This window comes from Acinetobacter dispersus (assembly GCF_009884975.1).
Classification (GTDB): domain Bacteria; phylum Pseudomonadota; class Gammaproteobacteria; order Pseudomonadales; family Moraxellaceae; genus Acinetobacter; species Acinetobacter dispersus.
Genome location: NZ_CP041970.1, coordinates 46,184 through 67,970, shown reverse-complemented (window position 1 = coordinate 67,970; position 21,787 = coordinate 46,184). Strand labels below are relative to the sequence as shown.

Here is a 21,787-nt window from a genome sequence, read left to right as displayed (position 1 = left end):
ATAAACATAAAATTAAGTTAGAAAATAAACCTATTTTTTGATCTTTTACACCAAACTCATTTTTATATAAAAAAATATGCTAGCTTTCAAAGTATAGAAACTTGTTTTACTCTTCAGATCCTAATTACCAAAATGAGGGTTTTAAGACAACAAGGCTTTCTTCAACTAAGTTAAAAATTGAAGAGGTCAAAATGATCAAAAATCTTTATCTAATAAAATTTATTATTAGATATACAAAACTGGACCAAGACTTTCAAATAAAAATGCGGAGGTTCAACAATGAGTCAACATTTTGAACTGGTGGATTGGGTCACCGCAGAAAAGTTTTGTGAATTGACGGGCGAACAGATCTCGAACCTAAAGAACCTTAGACCTAATTGGGAGGAAGGAAAAGTTTGGGTGAGGGTGTCTGATCGTAAAATATTATATAGCTTAAAAGGTTATAACAGATGGGTCGAACAAGCAGCGCTGGTCTACCAAAAGGCACACGAGCAAGATCGGGAAAAATACAGATTAACTTTAAATGGAACGGTAAACGCGAGTGGTTCACCCTCGACCTCACCGACACACCTGCCAACTTCAGTAAGGCGGCTAAGATTAGAGAAGATTTTGTAACTAAGGCCAAGTACGGAATCTTAAAGATTGAAGATATCGAAGCGGTTACGGTCAAACCCATCAAAAAAGCTGACGCTGTGCAAGAAACATTGCCAGCGTCACGAGGTCCTACTTTTGCTCACTATGCCCAAGAATACCTCTACAACCTAGCTGACCATAAGCACGGTACTAAGAAAAAATATCTATCAATTTTGGAACGGCTGTGGATGCCATTATTTGCTGACATGCCAATTAATACGATCACCAGCCAAATGTTGCGTAGTGCGGTGAATGGACGTGAATGGTCTTCAGCGAAGACTCGAAATGATGCTTTGATTCCATTACGTGGCGCATTCGAACTAGCGCACGATGATGAAATTATTGATAAGAACCCATGTGACCGATTAAAGAATCAGAAAACGCAGGAAACTGAACCTGATCCATTTAATGAAATTGAGCGGGAAAGAATACTGAACTGGTTAAAAGAGAAATATATTGCAGACTACCCAACTGTATATTGGTATTTTGTGGTGGCTTTTTGGACAGGTTGCCGTCCATCAGAAATTATCGCGCTCACTTGGCAGGATGTAGATTTTTTGAATAAGCAGATTCACATCAATAAAGGTCGTGTGAACGGCGTTCAGCAGGAAACCACTAAAACCAATAAAGCTCGATTTGTAGATTTGAATGATTTTGCATTTGAAGCATTCCAACAACTCAGATTACTAACTTATCTCAAATACGAGCATGTATTTATTTGTGATGAAACTGGTGAGGAATTTACTACGCAAAAGTCATTGAGTGAAAAGTTTGTGGCGGCATTGAAAGCGAACGGCATACGCTATCGCCCTGCCTATAACACTCGTCATTCATATGCGACTGTATGCTTAATGAATGGACTTAATCCGGTCTATGTGGCTTCACAGCTGGGTCATAGTTTGGTGATGCTGATGAAGCGTTATGCGAAGTGGATTAACTCGGATAAGAACAAAGAAGAGATCGCTAAAATTTCGAATAGTGCCAAAATTGTGCCAAAGAAAAAGGGAATCAAACTATGTATTTGATTCCCTTTCAGATATTTGGCGGAAGCGGTGAGATTCGAACTCACGGAGGACTCACACCCTCGTCGGTTTTCAAGACCGGTGCATTAAACCGCTCTGCCACGCTTCCAATGGCGGCTATCATATAAATAAAAGTTCAACTTGGCAAATCTTTTATTCAAAATAATGCATCAACCGCTCAAAATAAAATCAACACCCTGTAATTTTAAGCATTTTCAGGTTTTTCATAGCGAATTGAGTTGATATACCACAGTTTTTTGCCCAATGGAGTATGTACTTCAACTTCATCATCCACTTGTTTACCCAGTAAAGCTCGCGCCATAGGTGACTCAATCGAAATATGTTGCGGATGATGATCGTAGATTTCATCGACACCCACGAGACGCAATTTTTTTTGCTCCCCTGCATCATTTTCGATTTCAACCCAAGCACCAAAGTAGACCTTTCCCTCTTGCTCAGGCACATAATCGACAATTTTTAATTCTTCTAAACGTTTTCCTAAATAGCGAACTCGACGATCTATCTTCCTAAGTATTTGTTTATTGTATTGATAATCAGCATTTTCCGAACGATCACCAAGGCTTGCCGCCCAATTTACTTTTTTAGTGATTTCAGGGCGTTCGTCATGCCAAAGCTTTTTTAGCTCAGCAACCAAAAGGTCATGTCCAGTACGTGTAATTAAATTCGATTTCATAAGCCCAAATACGTTAATACAACAGTCCATTTACAAGTTTTTGCATTGTATTCCTTATTTCACCACCACTAAAGTGTATAAATTTTATTCTTTTCCAAATCATGGGTTTGTGATGTAACTCTCATTTTTTTATTGTGCAAAATTTGACATTCTTGTTTTTGCCGCTTAATATGCGCCCCTAAGTTTGTTTTTGTTTATTTTTTATACACTTTGTAAATGTTGTGAAACATTTGCACCATCTTCCTTTTAACTCAATGTCATTACTGAATGACGTTCATGACTTGCCCACCCTTATTGAATTTATCAACTTTTAAAAGTTAAGGCAGTGTTTTGCTGAACTTTTTGGGCATAAATTACCTGTAGCGGAGACAACATGCACAGTAATTCAAGTTCTGGGTCGAGGCCTAGCCTTAACTCTTTATCTTCCAAACGACCTTTTCAAGTTTTAGCGTTAGGAGCTGCAATCCTTCCGTTCAATAGCTTGAATGCTGAAAAATCACATCAATACAATACGGTTGTGAATACCAACGTTTTAACTGTCGTTGCAGTTGAAAGTCCAACCACGGTCTTTAAAGACGGTCAATTCCAACATGGTTTTGGTTATGACCTCGTACGTAATTACGCACAAAGCTTAAATGTAAAGCTTGATTTCAAAACCGTTCCTGACAATGCCACGGCATTGAAATGGGTTGCTCAAGGTAAAGCGAATATTGCCATGACCACAGCCAATCTGGCTGCGATTGAAAATAAACAACTGGTTTCATTTTCAGCAAGTTGTGGTGATCAAGCAAGCTTAAGCAAAAATGGTTTAAATCCTCAGTTAAACTGGGTGTTTAAGCAAGCTGATGATCCCCTCACACTTACAGCGAGTGGTTATATCTGTCAAAGTAAGCAGTCGGGTACAACCCAGCAATTGGCCTCGTTCTATAACCGCAATGTGGTTAAACCAGAGTCTTGGTCTACGATTCAAAGAGATTTGAATCAACGCTTACCGATTTATAAGGCAAGTTTTAAACAAAGTGCTTCTAAATACAATTTAGATTGGCATTTACTTGCAGCAATTGGCTATCAAGAGTCTTATCTTAAACCCAGCTCAGTTTCTCCCACTGGCGTACGTGGTTTAATGATGTTGACCAATAGTACTGCCAAAGCGATGGGCGTAAGCAATCGCTCAGATCCACTGCAAAGTATTCAAGGTGGTGCAAAGTACTTTGATCTGATGTTAGATCAATTTGGTAATGTGCCTTACCCAGACCGTAACTGGTATGCTTTGGTTGCATACAATATGGGTCCTGGTGCAGTCAGCCAGATTCAGAAACGTATCCGTGCACAAGGCAAAGATCCGAATCAGTGGGTCAATTTGTATGACTATTTACAGCGTAACCAAGCACGAAATGGTCGATATAAACAAGCCGTACAATATGTGACGCGTATTCGTACCTATTTAGAGCATCTCAAGACCAATAGCCGTATTGATGTATAACTGAATAGATATAAAAAAAGCTTACCTCTGGGTAAGCTTTTTTTATTCAAGAAGAATTAAGCAGTAAGCTCAAGTACTTTCTTGAATAAATCTTTTTGCTCTTGGCTTGGCTTGGCTGTTTGTAAAGCCATAAGCTGAGACATATCGCCTTGAACTTTGATTTTACCAGTCATGAATGCTTGCATCGCAGCAGCCATATCAAATTCCAAGAATACTTTACGTAAAGTTTCAGCATCCATGTTCAAAGTTGTTTTAGCATTTGAAGATAAACCCTTTTGGATTTTACCCGCATCTAAAGCCAACTCTGTATTACCAGCTGCATCTGTTACAACCAAGTTAATCGCTAAATTCGCAAGTGCTGGTGGCAAGTTTAAATCACCTGCTTCAGCAGTAAGTTTTTCAACAGTTGCAAACCAATCATCAGTTAAAAATGCAGCCATGATTATTCCTCAAATGTATTTGTTCAATTTCTTGTGCCATCTATCCAGACGACATCTCATGAAGCAATTTGCTCGTGCCCTGTTATAGCATGTAATTTTTATTTTAGGCTATGATTTTTTGTACGCGTGATTCAATTTTTAAAATTTTGATAAAAAAAAGGTACTTAACAAGTACCTTTTCAAAAACTTTTACACTTTACTCAGCAGCAAAACTGAGATTGACCACATCTAAGCGATTTTTCAGCTCTTCTGGGTCTTTCATATCAAACTCACGTTGAGCATCCAACGCTTCAAAATCGAATAGCTCACGGTCCGCCAATTGTGACGGAGACACATTCTGTAAGGCACCAAAAATACTGTGTAAACGTTTTGGATGTTGCTTATCCCATTCACGCAACATGTCATTAATAATGGCACGTTGTAAGTTTTCTTGTGAGCCACACAAGTTACACGGAATAATCGGGAACTGGCGTAAATCCGCATATTTGATAATGTCTTTCTCTTCGACATACGCCAAAGGACGAATCAGAATATTCTTTTTATCCGATGAAAGTAATTTTGGCGGCATCGCCTTCAAACTACCACCATGGAACAAGTTCAAGAAGAATGTTGCCATGATGTCATCACGGTGATGACCTAATGCAACCTTAGTTGCACCAATTTCTTGAGCGAAGCCATACAGCGAACCACGGCGTAAACGAGAGCATACTGCGCAGTAGGTTTTGCCTTCAGGTGTTAAACGCTTGGTAATGGTGTAAGTATCTTTTTCAAGGATGTAATATGGAATATTGTTCTCTTCCATATAGCGCGGCAAGATATCTTCGGGGAAGCCAGGTTGCTTTTGATCCAGATTCACAGCCACAACATCAAAATTGATGGGTGCAATCCGTTTAAACTGCAACAAGATATCCAATAAGGTATAGCTGTCTTTACCACCAGACACACAAACCATGACCTTATCACCATCTTCGATCATATTGTAATCACGAATTGCATGCCCAACCTGACGACGAAGCTTTTTCAACAAGCGATAATACGCTGAACTTGTCGGAAGTTCTGGCTTGAAATTAAATCCTTGGTTGGATTCCACTGGCGCGTACATAGACGTGATTTACTCATAAACAAAAATACCCGCAAGATTTTATCTCATTCAGAAAAAATGCGCATCTAAAGAATTTTTCAATTTCTTCCAATCGTCATATTTGAGTTTCATACTGGTAAAATTCTGATCAAAAAAATTTAGATTCGGCTGGATTGCTTATATTTCAAACTTTTCCACAGTTGTCCACAAAAGCTGTGGATAAATTTGTGGATTTCTTCGCTATTGACAAACTCTTTTTATCTTAAAATAAGGCTTCCGATTAGATTGATCACTTTTTAACCAATGATTTTATAAAAACAAAATCAACGACTTAGATAAGTCAAGACTTAGTTTTTAAAAAAAATATTTTAATTTTTTTTGCTGAACATTCGAACAAAATGACTTGATTTTTGTCTAACAGTCGAAAATAAAAAAATTGTAGCAAAAGTTCTTTTTTTACTTTTTTTTGTTACACTGCTGTGAAGAACTTATGCTCATCCTTTCGTGAATATTATAATGATGAACAAAACAACATATTTTTTTACCCTTTGCTTGGGGACAATCGGTTTTTTTAATGGCGTAGCTCCAAGCTATGCTGGGCAGACGATTTATCAATTTAAAGACAACAATGGTACAACACTGCTGACCAATAAGAAAAAAGCAGAATATAGCCATCTAAAAGTGGTGAAAGCGACCTATTATCCAGACAGTAATATCCATAGTTATAGTAACTGGGGTGCGAGCGAGGCTTCAGTGCTTCCAAGCTATAGCCGTAATAAAAATGCATTTGACTCTTTGATTCGCCAAGCGGCACAGCAACATGGCGTCTCTGAGGGATTAATTAAAGCGGTCATGCACACTGAATCAGGCTTTAATATCAATGCCCGCTCTCCAGTAGGAGCGCAAGGTTTAATGCAACTGATGCCAGCAACTGCACGCCGCTTTAATGTGAATAATGCCTACGACCCACAACAAAATATTTTTGCTGGTGCAAAATATTTAAGTTGGTTACTTAAGCGATTTAATGGTGATACCCGACTTGCAATCGCGGCATATAACGCAGGTGAAGGTAATGTCGATAAATATGGAGGCATTCCCCCGTTTCGTGAAACCCAAGATTATGTCCGTCGTGTCACTAGCCGTTATCAAAACCTATATGCATCAAGCATCGGTTCATCATCGAGCTCAAATGCACAGGTGATTGCACAATCGACCAATTACACCACGCCATCAACCGAAGCTGTAGAAGTTGTACCAGCCCCGAAACAATATAATCGTCAGATCATTACCCTTGCAGACGGCACCTTTACCGATGCACCATCAGGTACCTATACCACCACAAATGCCACAGCATCTGCTCGAATCCGTCTAAGTGATTAACAATTTAAGAATGCTATTCTCACAGCGTGATTTTAGCTGATTGTTTTCATACAAAAATTGTTTTAAGTCACTGTTTATCAGCCAGTTCATCGTTTTATAGGCTAAATGTATCTATGCCTATTTTTTGCTTGAATTTTTACAATTCGCCCTGCATATTAGCGTTATGATTTATAATTTATAATTTATAAATCAGATCACTTTTTCTCTATAAGAGGGTTTTCTCAATGATGCGGATTGGTTTGTTCTTGCTAACCAACCTCGCGGTACTGGTTGTAGCTGGCATTATCTTGTCACTCTTCGGTGTCGGTAGTTACCATGGCGCAGGGGGCTTGAATCTAGGCAACCTTTTAGTCGTCTGTTTTGTCTTTGGTATGGTGGGTTCTATTATTTCCCTGTTCATGTCGAAGTGGATGGCTAAAAAAACCACTGGGACTGAATTAATTGACCCAAATGCACCCCGTAGTCAAGCAGAAGCTTGGTTATTACAAGAAGTGGCGCAATTATCTCAACGTGCAGGTATTAACATGCCTGAAGTGGGTATTTTCCCTTCTTACCAATCCAATGCATTTGCGACAGGTTGGAATAAAAATGACGCATTAGTAGCTGTTTCAACAGGGCTATTAGAGCGTATGAACAAAGATGAACTTCGTGCAGTACTCGCGCACGAAATCGGTCACGTTGCAAATGGTGACATGGTTACCCTTGCACTGATTCAAGGTGTGGTTAACGCCTTTGTCATGTTCTTTGCACGTATTGCTGGTGATTTCATCGACCGTAATGTATTTGGTCGTGAAGAAGGTGAAGCACCAGGCCTTGCTTATTTTGCCATTACGATCGTACTCGATATCGTATTCGGTATTATGGCCTCTGCCATCGTGATGTGGTTCTCTCGTCAACGTGAATATCGCGCAGACGAAGCCGGCGCACGTTTAGCAGGTAAACAAGCGATGATCTCTGCTTTACTTCGTCTACAAGCAGAATCAGAAATGCCAGATCAAATGCCGAAAGAAATGAAAGCATTTGCGATTGCGGAAGGTAAGGAACAAGGCTTTAGCTTAGCTGCTTTATTCCAAACTCACCCAACCATTGAACAACGTGTTGCTGCATTACAGCAATTAAATGTTCAATAATCAGTATCAGATAAACGATAAAGCCTCCATCACGGAGGCTTTATTTTTGCTTAAAATCTAATGTGCTTGGAAAGATTGATAGAACTGCCACAGATAACTGAAACCTGCCCAAACCGCGACAACCAATAAGATAAGGACTGCAATTCCCAATAAATCTGGGATACGTAACCAAATCCAGCTCACGATCGGATTACGCCAAAATGCCGAGCTTTTTTGCTTCTGCTCAAGTGATTCATGTAAGAATGGATGAACCACATGAATATCACTATGCACTTGATATTCCTCACGGATATGCTCATGTACAATTTCAAGCGTCTTGCGACTCGGACGAATAAATACATCAAATAAGGTGCCGACAATCGGTACAAAACCGACCAACATATCCATAATTGCCAGTTTGACTACACCCTTCAGTTTATGCTGTGGTACACCGACCTCCCTCGCCTTTTTAAATGCATACAGGGTTAAAATAAAGCCTGCGATATCACCTGCAAAAGGAATGGTACTCAGTGCAGCATCGGCTCCGACACCTTGTTTGGTGAAAGGAATTCGAACCAAACTGTCCATGGTGTTGGCAAATTTTGCTAAATCACGTTCGACAGCAATCGCTTGCTGCTGAGTTAATTTTTTTTGTTGTGTTGGAGCCGTCATTCACGCAACCTAAAAACCATGTTTATGCTTGAGAATAAAGCAGATTTTCCGTTTTGTCGGTACGATTATTATTACCAATTAGAATAAAATCATCGAGGCGATGAATAAATACACCAATACACCTGTCGCATCACAAATCGAAGTGACCAACGGCGCGGAAGCACTGGCAGGATCAAGTCCAGCTTTGTTTAAAATAAACGGTAAACTCATTCCGATCAAACAGCCCATCAATACAATGCCCATCATGCTCAGCGCCAGTACCAAAGCCACCATTTCATCACCACGGAAATAACCCAGTAATGACACAGCAACCGCCATAGTGCCACCTAAGCACAGTGCAACTAAACTTTCACGTCCGAGTAAATAAAACCAGTCTTTAAATTGCACATCACCCGTTGCTAAAGCACGGACCATCAATGTTGAAGACTGAGAACCTGCATTGCCGCCACTTCCCACCAATAATGGCAAAAAGAAAACCAATACCAGATTTTTCGCAATTACATCTTCATAGTGGGCAATACCAATCCCTGACAACAAGCTACCAAACACCAAGAAAACCAGCCAAAAAACACGCTTCTGATAAAGCTGCAAAATGGGTGCCGACTTAATACTCAGTTTAGATGATGCATTGACCGCACCGACTTTTAAGAAGTCTTCTGTTGCTTCTTCGCTGGCCACGTCCATCGCATCATCATAGGTCACGATCCCGACCATCATGTTTTGATGATCGATAATCGGCAGCGCTAATAAATCATAACGTGCAATGGTTTTTGCCACTTCATCTTGGTCGGTATCCACATAAGCGGTTAAGACATTGGTTTCCATGAGCTCATTAATATTTTGCTCTTCAGGCGCAAGTATCAGTTGCTTTAAAGATAAAACCCCGAGAATTTTGCGTGCTTCATCCAATACATAAGCGAAATAAATCATTTCGGTATCAGGAGCTTCGAGACGCAGCATTTTAATCGCATCATTGACCGTCATATTCGGTTTTAAAGTCGCATATTCCGAGCTCATGATCGCACCTGCGGTTCCCTCTAAATAGGATGACAGTTGACGGATATCTTCTCTCTCTGCCTGTGCTAGGGCTGGTAATAAGGCATTTTGTTGTTCTTCATCTAAACACTTAAAGACGTCAGCGCGTTTATCCGATGACATTTCCCCGATAATCTCTGCCAGAACATTTCTGGGCATCGCTTGGGCGAGTTTGACTTGTTCATTGGGTGGAAGATATGAAAAGACATAGGCACGATCAGGTAAATGCGTGAGCAGCAATTGGCTTTGTTCAGCCGAAAGCTGTGTCAAAACATCGGCAATATCGACCGCTTGAAATGTTTCAACTGATGCAAGTGCTAGTTCAATATGATTATTTTTAAGTGCGTCGCTTAATAAATATAAAAAGTTGTTGTAGCTCATAATCGCCTCTTCACTACAAAGTATCTGCAATGAAGGACTAAACGCGGCGTATTATTTTACGATCGAATAGAAAACTTCATTCAGATTTTGATTAATATAAAAATGTGTAATTTGAAATAAACTACAACTCTGCGTGTCCATTTAGGGAATCAAACCTCATTAGGCCGCTTATACGGCACGGCAATACTACAAATATTTTTTTATATTCTCAACTTAGACAACAAAAATGAACAATTCGAGTCCTATTCTGTTTAATGAATTGTTCATTTCTGCTCGTCATTTTAACTGACCTTAAGCAGCTTCAACTTTTGTTTTGGGTTTAAAGGTGCTTCTTACCAATACATACATAAATGGAATAAAGATCAGAACCAGAATCGTGCCGAAAACGACACCACCAAACACACTATAACCAATCGCCTGCCGACTTAAGGCCCCTGCACCACTTGAGAACATCAACGGAATCACGCCTGCACCAAATGCAATTGAAGTCATCAGAATCGGTCTCAGACGAAGTCCAGCTGCTTCCAAAGCTGCTTCTAATGCGCTACGACCTTGTTGCTGCAAACTCGCAGCGAACTCGACCATCAAAATCGCATTCTTACAGGACAAGCCAATTGTCGTTAATAGTGCAATCTGGAAATAAATATCATTGGCGAAACCAAACCAATAACTGAATAAAATGGTTCCCCCAATGCCGAGTGGAATGGCGGCCATCACCACTGTTGGAATTGACCAGCTTTCATAAAGTGCAGCAAGACACAGGAAAATAAAGGCGACAGAAATCAGATATAACCAAATCGCCTGATTACTAGATTGCTGTTCCTGATAAGACAAACCACTCCACGCAAGACCCACGTTTGGCATTTGATCAACCAAACCAGCAATTGCTTGCATACCTTGTCCACTACTAAAGCCTTTTGACGCATCCGCTTCCATACTCATGGAAGGATAGCCCATAAAACGCTCAAGCATCGGTGGAGCACCTTGCCAAGTAATCTGACTAAACTGTGAAAATGGCACCATTTGACCATTGGCATTTTTGACATACCAATAGTTTAAATCTTCAGGTTTGGAACGATACGGTGCATCGCCTTGTAAATACACTCGCTTAATTCGGCCACGGTCGATAAAGTCATTGATATAACTTCCGCTCCACGCAGTCGATAAGGTGCGATTAATTTCACTGACATTCAGCCCATGGATCATGGCGGCCTTATGATCAATCTTGATATTTAATACCGCCTGATCATCATTACTCTTCTTATCGACATTTTCGACAGAATCAAGTGCATTACCTTGCTGTTGCAACTGCTGGAAAGAATTCACCAAGCTTTGTCTGCCCAAGCCTTGGGTATCTTGCAGCCAAAACTCCATTTTATCGGAGTTACCTAAGCCACGAATCACCGAAGGCATCAACACCATAATGCGTGCCTGATTATTTTTTGAAAAATACTTCATTGCACGTGCACGAATTTCTTGTGCACTGTTTTCTGTGCCTTTACGATCATCCCAATGTTTTAACGATACAAAGGCTTGACCCAAATTCTGTCCTGTCCCTGAAAAATTACGCCCATGAATCACCATCACACCATTCAAATTGGCTTTTTCATGCTCAAGGAAGTAATCAGAGATCTGCTTGCCGACTTCTTCGGTCTTACTCATCGGCGTACCTTCTGGTAACCGAAATTGAACACCCAAAATCCCTTGATCTTCTTGCGGTAAGAAACTAGTCGGCAAATCACGATACACCCAGATAAAACTCGCAATCAGTACGACAATACCAATCAAGGACACCGCTTTTACTGCAATCACTTTTTTGGAAACATTGAGATAACGTGTTTTAATTGCATCCAAACATTGATTAAACCAGACTGCCCAACGTGCCTGCTTCTGTTGAGGTTTCAATAAAATTGCACATAAGGCTGGTGTCAGAATCAAAGCCACTAACAACGAAAGCCCCATTGCCACAACCAAGGTAATCGAGAACTGTCGATAAATAATCCCTGTTGCACCACTAAAGAAAGACATGGGAATAAAAACTGCTGTCAGGACCAAAGTAATCCCGACCAAAGCCCCACTGATCTCCTGCATGGATTGGATTGACGCTTGCTTGGCATTGAGTTGCTGCTCATGCATCAGTCGTTCAACGTTCTCAACCACGACAATCGCATCATCAACCAACAGTCCAATCGCCAATACCATCGCAAATAAGGTCAGTGTATTAATGCTCATCCCGAGAACCGCTAAAACAGCAAAGGTGCCGAGAATCACCACAGGGACTGTAACTGCTGGAATGAGTGTCGCACGCCAGTTTTGCAGGAAGATAAACATCACCAGCACAACCAGTCCAATCGCTTCGATCAGGGTCGAAACCACTTGCGACATCGACTCTTTTACAAACGGCGTATCATCGCGTGGATAAACCACAAAATAACCATCAGGTAAGGTTTTTTCTAAACGAGCGACTTCTTTATAAACAGCATCGGCCACCTGCATGACATTGGCGCCGACAGTTAATGACAGTGAAAGCCCAGAAGCTGGATAACCATTCAAACGGTTAAATACCTGATAGTTTTCCGCACCAACCTCAACTCTTGCCACATCTTTTAAATAGACAAAGCTGCCATCACTGTTGGCTTTGACAATAATATTTTCAAACTGTTCAGGCGTACGCAGCAGTGAGCCAGAGGTGACCTTTGCATTCAAATACTGATTTTCTGCTGCGGGTAAGTCACCAATTGCACCTGCAGCAACTTGGGTGTTTTGATTTTCAATCGCGGAACGTACATCACTGACTTGTAATTGATAACGTTCCAAGCGCTGTGGATCCAGCCATATACGCATGGCATATTGTGATCCAAACACACTGACCTCACCGACACCTTCAATTCGGCTCAGGTTCAATTCAAAATTATTAGTTAGATAGTCTGAAATATCGAGATTGCTTGAACGTCCTGACTTATCCCCAAGCCCGATGACCATAAAGGAATCGCTCAAAGACTTACGGACATTGACACCTTGGCGCTGTACGTCTTCTGGGAGACGATTGATTGCACCATTTACGGCATTTTGTACCTGCACTTGTGCTTGATCAGGATCCGTCCCTTGGTCAAAGAACAAACTAATTCGGCTATTCCCGCTGGCATCACTACTTGAGCTGAAATACAACAGGTGGTCAATGCCTTTAATTTGTTGTTCTAAAACTTGGGTAACGCTATCTTCAACCGCTTGAGCATCTGCACCACTATAATTTGCCGCAACCGTAATTCGCGGTGGTGCAATATCGGGATAACGCTCTACTGGTAAATTCAAAATGGAGAAGAGACCAACAGCCATGACAATGATTGCCAGTACACCAGCAAAAATGGGACGATGAATAAAAAACTTAGATAACATGGCTGTTCATTCCATTGTTGAAACAGTCAATTTTTCAAAAAGATAGAGAATTTTAGCACTTTCAATCTACGATCATTACCGAGCTTTAAAGCAAACACCATCCCTATTAACATATCATTTCAAAAAGCGAGAATTGAGGAGAAATAATGGATTTTGCGCTGCATCAATAACCAGAGGAGCTAGCCCTTGTTAACAACTCAACAGTTTAGCTGTGTAATTAATTTAATTTACTGTGCAATCAAATACTTCTTAATTTAGAATTGACACACTCCCCACTTAAACCGATATTAGCACGCTCGGTAACTCTCCCCCATTTTATTAGTCGTATATGAAGGCCAGCTTAAAAAACTTTAATATCCTATTGCTTATCCTGCTTCCAGCATTCATTACTGGAGGTTTGCTGATTAGTGCAGGTAATTTGTCTGATGGTTTAAGGCTTGGCTTTTTATCTTTACCGGGCGTTTTTTTTATCTATCTCGCAATCACGCGACAAAAAATCTATTGGTATGTTCTCACAATTGCTTGGTGGTTCATCGCATGGCTTGATGCCCTACTTCGTTCCAGTACATGGTTTTTATTCAATAGTGATAATGAAGCCTATTTTATTATTGAAGCAATTGCCAATACCAATCAACAAGAGACCTGGGGATTTATCCAGCTTCACCTCGTTACCATTGCAGCGGTGGTATTTGGTCTACTCAGCGCACTCACGCTCTATAGTTTTGCGGTATTCAAACTGGTTAAACCGATTCATTTCAGTCAACTTTGGCAGAGTCGTGTTTATCGTGGTTGCATTATTCTACTGATATTATTAGCCGCTACCAGCTATTTAATGAAACCTTCTCGGAAGGTACATCCTGTTATCTTTTGGTCTGAGTTCCAAACTAAAATTCAAGATTTTAAAAATAGAATTAAGCAGCATAAAGATGTGCATCATCAGTGGGATCTCAGTGCAAAAAATAATTTAGTGCTGACTGACCAAGCCAAAGGAAAACAAACCCATGTCTTGGTCCTTTCAGAAAGTCTCACCAGTCTAAACTTAGGCGTATGTGATTATCCGCGAGATACCACACCTGAAATGACAAAGCGACTCGCTGAGATTAAAGTCTTCTGTAACGCCTTTTCTCCTGCACCGTCTACTATCAATGCACTGCGTGTTTTATTGACCGAAAGTCCAGCCGCAGAACATGATAAGTATTCATCCGAAAGTGTGCTCGCTTACGCACGCGCTGCTGGTTATAAGATTTATTGGCTCAGTAACCAAGATGATACCTATTTGTCCTCTCTGTTTGGTTCCTATGCCGATAAAGCCGTGTATAAAAATACCCGTTCTGGGCGTAGTAGTACCTCTTTGGATGAAAGCTTAATTCCTGATTATCAGCAAGCACTTGCAGATCCAGATCCGAAAAAGTTAATCATTCTTCATCTAATTGGTGCGCATCCAAATTATAAAGAACGTTACCCAGATACATTCAATAAATTTACCAGCACCAGTAATGATCAGGTCGAACTCGAACTTAAAAGTCGAGATATTGACCCATGGATTCGCTCATTGCGTAATGATTATGACAATGCGGTTTTATACGAAGACTCTTTACTGGCTAAATTTCTAGATGATTTGAGAGCAGATGCAGTACCAGACTTTAGATCATTCACCGTTGTATCTGATCATGGCAATGAAGTTGGACATGAAATCGATTATGCAGGTCATAGTCCTAATACTAAAGCTGGCTATCAAGTTCCTGTAGTTATGTGGTCTGATACAATGTTGGCGACTGGGGTAAACAAAGACAAGACCTTAAATACCGCGGAACTCGATAACAATCTCATGCATATCATGGGGCTTAAAGATAAATCATCGCCAAAACAATCCTATTGGCAAGATGAAAATTATCAATTCACACCAGAAATCAATTGGCCATATTGGAAGCATAAGTCTTAATCAGGACCAACAAAAAAACTCCAGTTTAGTTCCTTCATCTAAACTGGAGTTTTTGCTTATCTGAGCGCAACTTTAGAATTCTTCATATTTTCATAAAAGCATCATACAACTGTCATTGATTTGATAACTTTAGCTTTCAAACTAGCCGCTTAGATAAAAACTGATGAGTTTGTTCATGTTTAAAAAAGCTGCGCTTTGTCTCTGCCTGATCAGTCTTGCAGGCTGTAATGATGACAATAATAATCAAAGTAATACCACGCAACCTGAATATCAACTGCCAAAAATTTTAGTGATTGGACATCGCGGTGCCAGTGCACTTCGACCAGAACATACGCTTGCGTCTTATCAAAAAGCCATTGATGATGGTGCTGATTTTATTGAACCTGATCTTGTTTCAACTAAAGATGGTGTCTTAGTTGCTCGTCATGAAAATGAAATTGGTGGTACCACCAATGTTTCTACCCTACCTCAATTTGCGGATCGTAAAAAAACTAAGGTTATTGATGGTATGACTTTAGAAGGCTGGTTTACTGAAGACTTTACTTTAAAGGAATTACAACAACTGAAAGCACGTGAACGTATTCCGCAATTCCGACCAGACAATCAAAAATACAATGATCTCTATCCTGTCCCGACTTTAGAGCAGATCATTGAACTTGCTGATGCGCATTATAAAAAAACGGGCAAGATTATTGGCTTGTATATTGAAACTAAACATCCGACCTATTTCCAAAAACAAAATTTGGCGATGGAAGACACGCTACTTAAAACCCTGTCTAAATATCAATACACTCGCGATATTGCACCAATTTATCTACAATCTTTCGAAGTTGGCAATTTAAAATATTTGAAAAACCAACTGGATTTACATAAGAGTGTTAAACACGCACAATTAATTCAGCTCTATGATGCTCCAGGTGCAAGACCAGCGGACTATGTCGATCAAAACAATCCTAAAACCTATGCTGATCTAGCGACTGCACAGGGCCTTAAAGATGTTGCTGCTTATGCCAACGGCGTCGGCCCATCAAAGGCTTATGTTTTCAAAGATGCAGCATTGACACAGACAACCTCTTTCATTGCAGACTCACATAAAGTCAATTTAAAGGTTCATCCTTATACCTTCCGCCCTGAGAATAACTTCCTGCCGCCCACCTTAAAATGTAGCACTGATCCAGCTAAAGCAGCTGAACGTTGCCCTACAGGATCGCTCAAAGAAATGCAGCTCTATCTCAAAGCTGGAATTGATGGTCTGTTTACCGATGATCCTGCTTTAGGCCGTCAAGCCGTACAAAGCTATCAAGCCACAACTAAATAATCATTGAGCCGTAAAAAACAAGGGCAGCTCAGCTGCCCTTGTTTATGAATGTGCCATTTGTTTCTGCTTGACCTGTTCCCATTGCCACCAACCATATGCAGCCAGTCCCACAAAAGCAGCATATAAGCCAGCTGTAAGGAAAACCTCTTTATAACTGAACATCCCCACGTAGATAATATTGACAAAAATCCAGAGGATCCATGTCGCAATATACTTACGGCTGGTCCAATAAGTTGCAAGTAGACTAAATGCCACCAACTGTGAGTCCAGCATAGGTACAGCAGCATCGGTAAAGTGTTTAAGAATCATGCCAAAGATCAAACCAAAAACTATAGCCAAACCCATCTGTGCCACTACCGTTGTCTTGGCAATCAGCTCAATCCTAATATCGTGGTCTTGGCGTTTACCTTTCAGCCAATAATAAAATCCATAAACATTCATCAGGATAAAGAAAAATTGCAAAATCGTTTCACCATACAATTTTATGGTAAAGAAAAAATAGGCATATAATCCACAAGCAAGAAAATTAAACCACCAACACCACATATTGCGTCGGATGGTTAAGGTCACACCAATAAGACTAATAATCACTGCAACGATTTCTAAAGCAGACAAGAGCAAACTTCTTTTAAGATTTGATGGCAACATTATGGAAAAATCTGCAATTTAAGCAATGCCAAATTATTTATTTAGCTGGCTTATATTTTTATCTTTATTCGAGAAAACGACTATTTTTCACTCAGGCCTTATGCTATAAAAATCCAATCCCATTTAGAATTTTTGATATGTTGATCCCAAAAGCTCCTTCTACACGTCTGATTGCCATTTCGCATTGCATTTCTGTCAATGCTGCATGGCGACGTGTCTGCATCTTTATGCGAGGAGACTTTAAACAACTTCATCCGATGATAAATTAAAAAAAACATCATATGAAAACAAAGGTCGCCTCAACAGCGACCTTTTTTATTGCCTAAATTTATAGATTTTAAACCTCTACCGTTGTTATAACAGGAGCATTGCCATGACACAGTTTCCAGAAAAGAATTTTATACCCAACACACAGATCCAACCGACTGTAGCCTCTCATCACCCTCGCCTTGCTACAGTCGGTCAGTTCATTGCAGTCGTGCTGATTTGGTCATTGACTCCATTGGCCGCCGTCTTGACGGTGCATGAAATTCATTGGGCGTGGGGATTATTTTTTCGGTTCAGTTTGGCCATTCCTTTAGCTTGTATGTGCTTGTTTTATTTTCGGCTCAAACTCGACTTCACTTATACAGCCTTCATCAGCTATGCAGCAGGTGCGATTGGCTTATTTGGTTCAATGACCTTTTGTTATATGGGAGCGACCCGTGTTTCATCTGGCATGATTTCCATTATTTATGGCACTGCGCCGTTATGGTCTGGTCTGATTGCAGTATTTCTCCTAAAGCGAGAACACTTTTTAAAACGCCAATGGTATGGACTCGGACTGGCTATTTTTGGTTTATCCCTCACACTCGGTATAGGCGCTGAACATATCCAACTCGATTTGCTTGGTGTGGGTTATGAAATCATTGCTGTTTTACTTTACGTAATTTCAATGTTTATCGTTGCAAAAGTAGGCGCAGAAATTCATCCAATCATTCAAACCACAGGCTCAACTATGGTTTCATGGATAGGTTATCTGTGCTTGCTGCCTTTTTTCTTATCTGAAATGCCTAATCAATTACCCAGCCTACAAACCAGTTTGGCACTGCTCTATAGCGCATTATTCTCATCTGTACTGGCCATGATTTTTTATTTTCACCTGATTCAGAAATTGAACCCAACAACGGTAATGCTGATTACTATTCTAACTCCGGTACTGGCTACATTTTGGGGAGTATGGCTCAACCATGAACCTCTAAGTTCACAACTGATTTTTGGCTTAATGTTCCTATGTTTAGGCCTATTTTTATATGCCTACCGCAAAAAACCACGTCTGTTATAACAATAAAAACTGATAGGTCAAACAACATGACCTATCAGTGATAGTATCTAGCAATCAGCTCAAGTAAACTGTAGCAACGCACCGCGTGACTTCTCAAAGATTTGTTCAAGGATGAAATAATCTATGCGTTCTTACGTCTTATGGCTCTGCTTCAGTCTGATGTTTGTTTTGCAAGGTTGTGTACACGCCACAACACAACCAATATCAATCACAGCTAAGACAACTGAACTAAAACAACGCTATTATCAAGCGAAAACAACAGCTCAGGATGGAACTGTTCTCGCCTTTACGGTTTATCAACCTCATTTAACATCCAGTCAAACTGCTCCATTACTTTTACATACGCATGGCTTTGGTCTTTCTCGAATGAAACGGCCTGATCTCAGCTTGTATGGATTTCTGTTGCCAACAGGACAAGTTGCAAAAACAGCTTGGCAGAATGGCTATTGGGTAATCAGCTACGATCAACGCGGACATGGCGACAGTCAGGGGAAAATTAGGCTAACAGATCCTGAAAAGGAAGCTCAGGATGTCATCACCATCATGAACTGGGCTGAAAAAAACTTGCCGCAACTGGCAAAAAATCAGCATGGTGTGCGTACGGGTATGATTGGTGAATCTTATGCAGGCGGGGTGCAATATCTGGCTTCAGCATTAGATCCACGCTTACAGGCGATTGTACCGATTACCACATGGTATGACATTGTGCATAGTCTCGCACCGAATGGCATCCCTAAAAGTAACTGGATTGGTTTCCTCAATCTGATTGGCGACTGGTGGAACTGGAATAAGTTTGATCCTGAACTCAAACAAGCTTATCTGGATACACAACATGGACAACTAAAGCACTCTACCTACGATTTTCTTAAAACACATCAAGCCAGCTGGTTTTGTAGCAACAACCAAGCTCCACAGGCAGATACCTTAATTATTCAAGGATTCAGGGATGTGTTATTCCCTTTTAATGAGGGTGTCAAAGCTGCTCAATGCATCCAACAAGCTCAACGCGAGGTGCATTTGATTGGCGTGCAGGGTGGTCATTTACAACCCTTTACTCAACATTCTCCATTGGGAAGTACGCCGTTTTGGTATATTGGTAAATCTGTTCGCTGTGGTAATCAACAGCACTATAATTTACAAAAAACCATTTTGGCTTGGTTTAATCAAAAGTTAAAAGACCAAACACTAAGCGAATCTTTACCTGAATTATGCGTAGATCAGAGCCCGGTGAATCAGCTTACTGATCTTAAGCCAGTAACAACATATATCTTAAATAAAACTTGGATTGCTCCGACTAAAGCTCAAGCGGTATTTGTCCCCATTCATACAGCGCAACAATCGATCTCAATGACAGGCGCACCTCTACTCACCCTCAGCATGCAAACTGCACCTGAATATACAAATGCGACCTTATTTATCTCAGTTGCAGTGAAATCAAAGGCGACAGGGAAATATGCAATTTTGAATGATCAAACTGCCCCATTTAACCCAACCAAAAAAATAAGCTATGACCAGATTCGATTGGGCTTAAATGATCAAACTGGAGAAGCACAAACTATCGAACTACCCAGTGTTTATGGACAGCTCAAAGTGGGTGATACTTTGGGTCTGCTGATCAAGAGTGAAAGCCAATATTATCAGCGAATAAAACAAGCGAAAATTGAAGCATGGATTTCAGGGCAAATTGTTTTGCCTAAACTTTGGGATGAAACCCCTGCGAAATAGTTATTCTTATTATAAAAAGCCAATGAGAGTGAAGTTTACCACTCTCGATTGGCAATCAATTCTTCCATTTCAATGTCGAAGTAACCGACATTTTGCACCACCATCATCATGGCTTCGGCAATATAATCTGCGGCCGTGTCATCTAAACTGGAGTCCAGATCTTCAAATTGTGGTTTCATTTCGTTGATTTCAATCAAGGTCTGATTCGCATAACGATAAATTTCCGTTTCAGATAAATCGGTACGACTCACCTTTTTCGAAAATCGATGGATATGTTGTTTCACTTCAGCAACGAGAATATCGGGATAATATTCATCGTCAAACATGGGGAGGAGCAAATCTTCAAACATAAAAAATAATATGCCAATAAAACGCCATGCTTATAACATAATCCAACCCAAATCACGATATTAAGATATAAAAAAAGCGGTTTTTCCAACCGCTTTTTAGAAATGAGTTAGTCCCTCTACACTCTTTTAAATATGAGTTATGAGAAAGGTTATGATGCATAACCAATAGATCTAAATCCTGACTGGTTCAGCAAATTGCTGAGCATATTTGGAAAGCTGCTCATAAGTGATCGATGCGCCACCACAAACAATCACCAATACATCATCAGATGGACTAAAGTTAACTTTTTGATCATATAAAATGGATAAAGTTGCCCCGCAGGCAGGTTCAACCAAGGTTCGGTGATCATTTAAGAATTTTAAACATGCACTTACTGTATCTGAATCAGTAACCGTTATTCCCTGAATATTTTGCTGTTGAGTGATCTTAAATGCCTGCTCACAGACCCGTTTTGCTGCAAGTGTGGTTGCAATACCTGTGACACGGTCTAAGCTAATATGCTGCCCAAGTTGCATTGAGGTATTTAAAGATGCTGTGCCTTCTGTTTCGATTGCATAAATAGGAATGTCCAGCTGATGCGTTAGCAAACCTTGAGTAATACCAGAAAGTAAACTCCCCCCACCAACAGATAAAACTACTGCTGAAGGTCGTACTCCCTCAGCAATCACTTCATCAATAATACAAGCGACGCCATCCCACAGATATTGACCATCAAAAGGGTGAATATAAATAGCTTTCTCACTGACAAAAGAGAGCGCGAGTTGATTGGCTTCAATCCAAGAATCACCATGTACAATCACGTCAGCAGCTTCCTGCCGCATTAAATCAATTGCTTTTTGTGACGTTGTTTTCGGGACAACGACCGTCACTGCAATGCCTAACAGCTTGCCCATATACGCAACAGAGATCCCAGCATTACCACCAGAAGAGCTCACAAATTTCTTTGCGCCTTTTTCAGCATATTTTAAACAGGCATTACCAATACTACGCTGCTTAAATGAGCCTGTAGGCTGAGCAGATTCCATTTTCAACCAAACATTGCAATTATTTAGTTCACTTAACTGACTTGATCGAATTAGTGGTGTTTTCATCTTAATTATCATTTCTTCTATTATTGAAATCAGTCTGATCTAATGGTCGGTAACATTATGCT

At 40.3% G+C, this 21,787-nt stretch carries 17 protein-coding genes and 1 tRNA gene; 8 read left to right on the top strand and 10 right to left on the bottom strand.

Annotation, left to right across the window (positions count from 1 at the left end; genetic code table 11):
• Positions 1-449 precede the first annotated feature (449 nt).
• Positions 450-1,658: a site-specific integrase gene (locus FPL17_RS00195; protein WP_159882397.1), complete on the top strand. Its 1,209-nt coding sequence runs from the start codon at positions 450-452 to the stop codon at positions 1,656-1,658.
• Between the two features lie 16 nt (positions 1,659-1,674).
• Here FPL17_RS00195 and FPL17_RS00190 read toward each other — a convergent pair.
• Both FPL17_RS00190 and greB read right to left on the bottom strand, forming a co-directional pair.
• Positions 1,675-1,764: transfer RNA gene (locus FPL17_RS00190), tRNA-Ser, on the bottom strand.
• Between the two features lie 96 nt (positions 1,765-1,860).
• Complete coding sequence (gene greB, locus FPL17_RS00185; RefSeq protein WP_005202026.1) at positions 1,861-2,349, bottom strand: transcription elongation factor GreB; 489 nt, start codon at positions 2,347-2,349, stop codon at positions 1,861-1,863.
• Positions 2,350-2,722: 373 nt separating this feature from the next.
• Here greB and FPL17_RS00180 point away from each other — a divergent pair, with 373 nt between their 5' ends.
• Positions 2,723-3,832 (top strand): MltF family protein, encoded by a 1,110-nt coding sequence (locus FPL17_RS00180; RefSeq protein WP_005184375.1) that lies wholly within the window; start codon positions 2,723-2,725, stop codon positions 3,830-3,832.
• Between the two features lie 56 nt (positions 3,833-3,888).
• Here FPL17_RS00180 and FPL17_RS00175 read toward each other — a convergent pair whose 3' ends face one another.
• Positions 3,889-4,272, bottom strand: a complete 384-nt coding sequence (locus tag FPL17_RS00175; RefSeq protein ID WP_004801562.1) for an SCP2 sterol-binding domain-containing protein — start codon at positions 4,270-4,272, stop codon at positions 3,889-3,891.
• 196 nt (positions 4,273-4,468) lie between these two features.
• Positions 4,469-5,374 (bottom strand): tRNA 2-thiocytidine(32) synthetase TtcA, encoded by a 906-nt coding sequence (gene ttcA / locus FPL17_RS00170; protein WP_004801563.1) that lies wholly within the window; start codon positions 5,372-5,374, stop codon positions 4,469-4,471.
• A gap of 498 nt (positions 5,375-5,872) precedes the next feature.
• On the opposite strand from ttcA, the gene FPL17_RS00165 reads away from it, so the two are divergent.
• Both FPL17_RS00165 and htpX read left to right on the top strand, forming a co-directional pair.
• On the top strand, positions 5,873-6,733 hold the full coding sequence (locus tag FPL17_RS00165) for a lytic transglycosylase domain-containing protein (protein WP_216070853.1): 861 nt from the start codon (positions 5,873-5,875) through the stop codon (positions 6,731-6,733).
• Between the two features lie 224 nt (positions 6,734-6,957).
• Entirely contained in the window at positions 6,958-7,863 is a 906-nt protein-coding gene (gene htpX, locus FPL17_RS00160) for a protease HtpX (protein WP_005184378.1), read from the top strand.
• Positions 7,864-7,920: 57 nt separating this feature from the next.
• Here htpX and FPL17_RS00155 read toward each other — a convergent pair whose 3' ends face one another.
• The 3 genes from FPL17_RS00155 to FPL17_RS00145 form a co-directional block, all read right to left on the bottom strand.
• Positions 7,921-8,514, bottom strand: coding sequence for a DUF4112 domain-containing protein (locus FPL17_RS00155; RefSeq protein WP_159882393.1), 594 nt, complete (start codon positions 8,512-8,514; stop codon positions 7,921-7,923).
• 78 nt (positions 8,515-8,592) lie between these two features.
• Positions 8,593-9,930 (bottom strand): magnesium transporter, encoded by a 1,338-nt coding sequence (gene mgtE / locus FPL17_RS00150; RefSeq protein WP_159882391.1) that lies wholly within the window; start codon positions 9,928-9,930, stop codon positions 8,593-8,595.
• A gap of 291 nt (positions 9,931-10,221) precedes the next feature.
• A complete protein-coding gene (locus FPL17_RS00145) occupies positions 10,222-13,326 on the bottom strand; it encodes an efflux RND transporter permease subunit (protein WP_159882389.1) in 3,105 nt (1,034 codons plus the stop codon).
• A 328-nt stretch (positions 13,327-13,654) separates the two neighbouring features.
• Here FPL17_RS00145 and FPL17_RS00140 point away from each other — a divergent pair, with 328 nt between their 5' ends.
• Together FPL17_RS00140 and FPL17_RS00135 are read left to right on the top strand one after the other, a co-directional pair.
• Entirely contained in the window at positions 13,655-15,268 is a 1,614-nt protein-coding gene (locus FPL17_RS00140) for a phosphoethanolamine transferase (RefSeq protein ID WP_159882387.1), read from the top strand.
• Positions 15,269-15,443: 175 nt separating this feature from the next.
• A complete protein-coding gene (locus tag FPL17_RS00135; protein ID WP_159882385.1) occupies positions 15,444-16,586 on the top strand; it encodes a glycerophosphodiester phosphodiesterase in 1,143 nt (380 codons plus the stop codon).
• A gap of 42 nt (positions 16,587-16,628) precedes the next feature.
• On the opposite strand, the gene pnuC is transcribed toward FPL17_RS00135, so the two are convergent.
• Positions 16,629-17,234 carry a nicotinamide riboside transporter PnuC gene (gene pnuC, locus FPL17_RS00130; RefSeq protein WP_159882383.1) on the bottom strand — a complete coding sequence of 202 codons (606 nt, stop codon included), beginning with the start codon at positions 17,232-17,234 and terminating at the stop codon, positions 16,629-16,631.
• A 373-nt stretch (positions 17,235-17,607) separates the two neighbouring features.
• Here pnuC and FPL17_RS00125 point away from each other — a divergent pair, with 373 nt between their 5' ends.
• Together FPL17_RS00125 and FPL17_RS00120 are read left to right on the top strand one after the other, a co-directional pair.
• Positions 17,608-18,558, top strand: a complete 951-nt coding sequence (locus tag FPL17_RS00125; RefSeq protein WP_159882381.1) for a DMT family transporter — start codon at positions 17,608-17,610, stop codon at positions 18,556-18,558.
• Positions 18,559-18,681: 123 nt separating this feature from the next.
• The gene (locus FPL17_RS00120) at positions 18,682-20,283 is read left to right on the top strand and encodes a CocE/NonD family hydrolase (RefSeq protein WP_159882379.1); all 1,602 of its coding nucleotides are present in this window, start codon (positions 18,682-18,684) and stop codon (positions 20,281-20,283) included.
• A gap of 35 nt (positions 20,284-20,318) precedes the next feature.
• Here FPL17_RS00120 and FPL17_RS00115 read toward each other — a convergent pair whose 3' ends face one another.
• Both FPL17_RS00115 and FPL17_RS00110 read right to left on the bottom strand, forming a co-directional pair.
• On the bottom strand, positions 20,319-20,633 hold the full coding sequence (locus FPL17_RS00115) for a DUF5713 family protein (protein ID WP_159882377.1): 315 nt from the start codon (positions 20,631-20,633) through the stop codon (positions 20,319-20,321).
• A gap of 171 nt (positions 20,634-20,804) precedes the next feature.
• Positions 20,805-21,725 (bottom strand): pyridoxal-phosphate dependent enzyme, encoded by a 921-nt coding sequence (locus FPL17_RS00110; RefSeq protein ID WP_228277582.1) that lies wholly within the window; start codon positions 21,723-21,725, stop codon positions 20,805-20,807.
• Between the last annotated feature and the right edge of the window lie 62 nt (positions 21,726-21,787).

Coding starts and splice junctions, on each gene's coding strand:
- FPL17_RS00115 (WP_159882377.1), bottom strand. CDS start 20,633: ATGTTTGAAGATTTGCTCCTCCCCATGTTTGACGATGAATATTATCCC.
- pnuC (WP_159882383.1), bottom strand. CDS start 17,234: ATGTTGCCATCAAATCTTAAAAGAAGTTTGCTCTTGTCTGCTTTAGAA.
- FPL17_RS00145 (WP_159882389.1), bottom strand. CDS start 13,326: ATGTTATCTAAGTTTTTTATTCATCGTCCCATTTTTGCTGGTGTACTG.
- greB (WP_005202026.1), bottom strand. CDS start 2,349: ATGAAATCGAATTTAATTACACGTACTGGACATGACCTTTTGGTTGCT.
- FPL17_RS00125 (WP_159882381.1), top strand. CDS start 17,608: ATGACACAGTTTCCAGAAAAGAATTTTATACCCAACACACAGATCCAA.
- FPL17_RS00165 (WP_216070853.1), top strand. CDS start 5,873: ATGAACAAAACAACATATTTTTTTACCCTTTGCTTGGGGACAATCGGT.
- FPL17_RS00155 (WP_159882393.1), bottom strand. CDS start 8,514: ATGACGGCTCCAACACAACAAAAAAAATTAACTCAGCAGCAAGCGATT.
- FPL17_RS00175 (WP_004801562.1), bottom strand. CDS start 4,272: ATGGCTGCATTTTTAACTGATGATTGGTTTGCAACTGTTGAAAAACTT.
- FPL17_RS00180 (WP_005184375.1), top strand. CDS start 2,723: ATGCACAGTAATTCAAGTTCTGGGTCGAGGCCTAGCCTTAACTCTTTA.
- ttcA (WP_004801563.1), bottom strand. CDS start 5,374: ATGTACGCGCCAGTGGAATCCAACCAAGGATTTAATTTCAAGCCAGAA.
- FPL17_RS00120 (WP_159882379.1), top strand. CDS start 18,682: ATGCGTTCTTACGTCTTATGGCTCTGCTTCAGTCTGATGTTTGTTTTG.
- FPL17_RS00135 (WP_159882385.1), top strand. CDS start 15,444: ATGTTTAAAAAAGCTGCGCTTTGTCTCTGCCTGATCAGTCTTGCAGGC.
- FPL17_RS00140 (WP_159882387.1), top strand. CDS start 13,655: ATGAAGGCCAGCTTAAAAAACTTTAATATCCTATTGCTTATCCTGCTT.
- mgtE (WP_159882391.1), bottom strand. CDS start 9,930: ATGAGCTACAACAACTTTTTATATTTATTAAGCGACGCACTTAAAAAT.
- htpX (WP_005184378.1), top strand. CDS start 6,958: ATGATGCGGATTGGTTTGTTCTTGCTAACCAACCTCGCGGTACTGGTT.
- FPL17_RS00195 (WP_159882397.1), top strand. CDS start 450: ATGGGTCGAACAAGCAGCGCTGGTCTACCAAAAGGCACACGAGCAAGA.
- FPL17_RS00110 (WP_228277582.1), bottom strand. CDS start 21,725: ATGAAAACACCACTAATTCGATCAAGTCAGTTAAGTGAACTAAATAAT.